The sequence below is a fragment of the Collinsella aerofaciens genome (assembly GCF_005845035.1).
Classification (GTDB): Bacteria; Actinomycetota; Coriobacteriia; order Coriobacteriales; family Coriobacteriaceae; genus Collinsella; species Collinsella aerofaciens_I.
Map to the genome: position 1 here is coordinate 1 of NZ_SPFO01000022.1, position 3,883 is coordinate 3,883.

Annotated in this window: 4 protein-coding genes; all 4 read left to right on the forward strand. The window is 55.8% G+C overall.

The genetic code is table 11. The annotated features are described in order from the left end of the window. The first annotated feature begins 362 nt into the window (after nucleotides 1-362). The 4 genes from FGQ67_RS08705 to FGQ67_RS08720 all read left to right on the forward strand — a co-directional run bounded on the left by FGQ67_RS08705 (nucleotide 363) and on the right by FGQ67_RS08720 (nucleotide 3,666). Complete coding sequence (locus tag FGQ67_RS08705; protein ID WP_138341415.1) at nucleotides 363-851, forward strand: hypothetical protein; 489 nt, start codon at nucleotides 363-365, stop codon at nucleotides 849-851. A 38-nt stretch (nucleotides 852-889) separates the two neighbouring features. Then, entirely contained in the window at nucleotides 890-1,657 is a 768-nt protein-coding gene (locus tag FGQ67_RS08710) for a GntR family transcriptional regulator (protein ID WP_138341417.1), read from the forward strand. Further along, nucleotides 1,642-2,355: a GntR family transcriptional regulator gene (locus tag FGQ67_RS08715; protein ID WP_138341419.1), complete on the forward strand. Its 714-nt coding sequence runs from the start codon at nucleotides 1,642-1,644 to the stop codon at nucleotides 2,353-2,355. The genes FGQ67_RS08710 and FGQ67_RS08715 overlap by 16 nt, the downstream gene beginning before the upstream one ends. Before the next feature lie 195 nt (nucleotides 2,356-2,550). Beyond that, nucleotides 2,551-3,666 (forward strand): SIS domain-containing protein, encoded by a 1,116-nt coding sequence (locus tag FGQ67_RS08720; protein WP_138341421.1) that lies wholly within the window; start codon nucleotides 2,551-2,553, stop codon nucleotides 3,664-3,666. Nucleotides 3,667-3,883 lie beyond the last annotated feature (217 nt).

The window sequence follows — 3,883 nt, forward strand, 5'->3', positions numbered from 1 at the left end:
CCGGGAAGTGGGCTTCGCGAACTTCCCGGAGCAAGGCAACCCGCCCGGAGCAGGGCCTCTCGACCGTTTCGTTTTGCGGGGTCTGATTCTTTTTATGTAATAGGGATTTTGTTGTTATGGCCTTGGAGACTGTCCATCCTCCTTTGGTCAGCCCAGAATACATCGCCGGGGCCGGGGTGGTTGGTATAGGTTTTGGAAGTTCGCGGAGCCCACTTCCAAAACCTATACCAACCACCCCGGCCCTCGCCCGTATTACCCCGCTGAGCGAGCCATAGGCACCACGCACCGACGCGCTAAAGCGTCGGCTTGAAATTGGTGCTATATTCGGCTTGAGTTGTTTAATGCTAGTTCGGGAGGCTGATATGGGGCTGTTCAAGAAGAAAAACCCGCAGGATGCCTTTGACCCCGGTGTGTTTACCATAACCGATACGATTTTGGACCCGCCGCGGTTTACGTTTTTGCCTGCTATCTACCAGGATGCTACGCGTCGCAAGTGGGCCGTGCATCAGCGCGGTGCGCAGCCGAAGATCTTTGACTATGCGGATGTTCTGCAGTGCGAGGTGGCCGAGGCTGGCGATCCGGAGGCTGACGAGACGCCTTCAAAACAGGAATTTGCCCAGCGTATTCTGGCAAATCCCGCGAAGGCGGCAAAAATAAACGCTGCCAAGCGTAATATGTGTCTTGGTATGGGCGTTGTCGTGGCGGTTCAGACGGGAAAAGACGAGGTTTCCAAATTAGAGATTCCCGTTATGACCGACGAAGTCAAACGCGATTCAAACCTATATAAGTCGTATCGGAATGTCGCCGAGAAAATCAAGGCCGAGTTTGATGCCATGGGAGGGCTGGCCTAATTCTGGTGACATACATTTTTGAATGAGGAGTCTGTGCAATGGCAGGCGAATCTTATGCAATTCCCCCCAAAGACCGTGCTGTTGAGGGGATTCTTTGGTACATCCAGCACCATCAGCTTGCCGGCGGCGATCGTCTGCCGGCCGAGCGTGTGCTGTGCGAAGATATCGGCGTTTCGCGTACGGCGTTACGTGCTGGCATCACGCGGCTCATCTCGTGTGGAACGCTCGAGAGCCGCCGCGGGTCGGGCACGTATGTGTGTCCTCCCAAACCACAGAATATCTTCCAGGAAACGTATAACTTCTCCGATGCCGTGCGGACTGCCGGCTTGCACCCCTCCTCTCGCTTGGTTTCCACCGAGACTGTCGGGGCGGATGAGACGCTTGCCGACAAGCTTGGGGTGGCCGTAGGCGCTCCCTTGCTTCGTATGCAGCGCGTCCGTCTCATTGAGGGCGAGCCGGCGTCAATCGAGACGGCTCACGTTAACCTGTCCCTGTGCCCATCGCTTACCGAGCACGATTTTGAGTGCGAGAGCCTTTACGATGTCTTGCTCAAAGAAGGTGGCGTGCGTGTTGAGCATGGACGTGAGCATATCTCCATCTCGCGTTTGAACGTCGAAGAGGCCGAGCTGCTCCAGCAAGAAGAGGGAACGCCGGTGTTCTATGAGAGCTCGATCGAATTTGATAGGGACATGCGTTTTGTGGAGCATTGCAAATCGGTGATTTTGCCCACAAAGTTCCGCTTTGCCGATAACGGCGAAGAGAACGGCATGAGGAGCGTGGCAGGTGAACAATGGCTGAAACAGTAGATGCCACCCCGGTTTATATGCGCATTCGACGCCGCATCGAGGAGCGTATCGAGCGCGGTACATATTCCACGGGTTCCATGATTCCGTCCGAAAAAGACCTCGCCGAGGAATTTGGTACGACACGCTTGACCATCCGAAGCGCTGTCGATGAGCTGGTTCGGCGCGGGCAGATTCGCCGTGTTCGGGGAAAAGGTGCCTTTGTGGCACAGAAAGTACCTGCTTTTTTTGAACGCACGGGCGGTTTCCGTGAATCGGTCCGTGCTTCGGGCGGCGAGCCGTCCGTCCGCATCCTCGCGCGCTCCAAACGCTATGCAGGCCCATATTATGCCAACCTGTTTGGCATTGCCGAGGATGATTTGCTGTATTCGATTCGGCGTTTGAACTGCGTCAACGGCGATCCCGCATCAATTGAGATGGCGTTCATCCCGTGCCTGCTGTTTCCCACAATCGAAGATATTGACGTGTCGGTCTTCAGTTTGTACGAGACCTATGAGATGTTGGGCCGAAAGCCGGTCATGGCACAGGAAAAGCTCGATATCGAAGCGCTGGGCGCACGAGACGCCGGCCTGCTTGGACTGGAGCAGGGCGATCTTGCCTTGACGCTTGAGTGCGTGAGCTTCGATGCGAGCGGCCAGGCGATCGAGTACGTCAAGTCGTTTAACCGCGGTGATGCGGGTGGATATACCTATACGTACTAGCTGGTTTTTTTGCATAACGGGCTGAAAAGCTGACGGAATTTTGATTCGTTGGGTCAGCTGTATATACAACCTTACAGGGCTCAAAATCGACCGTTCGCCGAAGGGAATAAATTAATCGACAAAGAGGTATCAAAAAGCCGTAACCTGTAATCGTGATTGGTATCAAATACTAATGATTTGTTGCGAGGTGAGACGATGAAGATGCTCGATTACGTTCAACTCGCCCATGTGCGTATGGGAGAGAACCTCGAGCGTTCGTCTGAGCTGGTGGCGCAGCTCGTTGATATTTTCCAGTCCGGTTCTTTTGACGCGCTGCGCATCGTTGCTTCGGGTTCGTCGCGCCATGCCGCCGATTGCGCCCGCGATTACCTGCAAGATGCGCTGCAGATGCAAGTGTCCGTTGTGACGCCCGAGGCCTTCGTCGATTTTGAACACACCTATCCGCAGCATGCGCTCAACATCGCCGTCTCGCAGAGTGGTTATTCGACCAATACGATTGCGGCGCTCGATTACATGCGCGCACACGATATGGCTGCAGTTGCGCTTACGGCAAACGTCGAGGCACCCATCAAGGAGCACACTGACATCGTTCTTGACTACGGTGTGGGCGTCGAGTCGGTGGACTTTGTGACTCTGGGCGTCGAGGTTCTCGTTGAGTACCTGGTGCTCTTTGGTATTTACGGCGGTCAGGCGCGCGGAACGATTGACGCCAAGGGCGTTGCCCAGCGTCTTGACGACCTGCGCGAGGCTATCCAGGCCAATGCCGTGATGTGCAAGACCGCCGAGGCATATGTCCAAGGCCACATGCTCGAGCTTTCTGAGCACATGCCCGCCATGGTCGTCGGCAACGGCCCCAACTACGGTGTTGCCGAGGAGGCAGCGCTCAAGCTGAGCGAGACCATCAAGATTCCTGCCATGCATCACGAAGGCGAGGAGTTCGTCCACGGTCCCGAGATGCAGATCGTTCCGGGCTATCTGGTGTTTATTGTCGACGATCCGCAGGGGTCGGAGCGTCTTGCGAATATCGCCGATGCGCTATCGAACGTTACGACAAAAACGGTGCTGCTCACGGCCCATCCCAAGGGCAAGGCTCACGAGGTTGCGGTGCCTCAGGTGGCTCCGCTGCTCAGCGCAATTCCCAATCTTGTGTTCTTCCAGACGATTGCGGCAATGATCGCCGAGCGTCTGAAGTCATGGGACGTGCACCCGTATCTCGATGCCGTCTCCAAGCAAATGGAGGTCAAGGCAGAGGGCTACGAAGAGTCAGTCAATGCGCTTAAGGCCAAAGAGGCCGAGTGTTACGGAATGTAAGCGGGTTTTGATGCCCGTTGGCATGGGGGATGTGGAAACAACCCCAGAAAGGAGAGACAAATGAAGGAAACCGAGAAGATCGAGATCATGCATTTCGACCAGGAGGGCTATCTCGAGGACGGTAAGGCGCTCTACGAGACCGGCAAGAAGATGACCGCGCTCGCCGACAAGGTCGCCGACGAGGGCTACGACGCCGTGTTCCTGATGGGCGTCGGCG

What these genes read in the sequence shown, in the direction of transcription:
- FGQ67_RS08705 (WP_138341415.1), top strand. Translation starts at nt 363, where the DNA reads ATGGGGCTGTTCAAGAAGAAAAACCCGCAGGATGCCTTTGACCCCGGT.
- FGQ67_RS08710 (WP_138341417.1), top strand. Translation starts at nt 890, where the DNA reads ATGGCAGGCGAATCTTATGCAATTCCCCCCAAAGACCGTGCTGTTGAG.
- FGQ67_RS08715 (WP_138341419.1), top strand. Translation starts at nt 1,642, where the DNA reads ATGGCTGAAACAGTAGATGCCACCCCGGTTTATATGCGCATTCGACGC.
- FGQ67_RS08720 (WP_138341421.1), top strand. Translation starts at nt 2,551, where the DNA reads ATGAAGATGCTCGATTACGTTCAACTCGCCCATGTGCGTATGGGAGAG.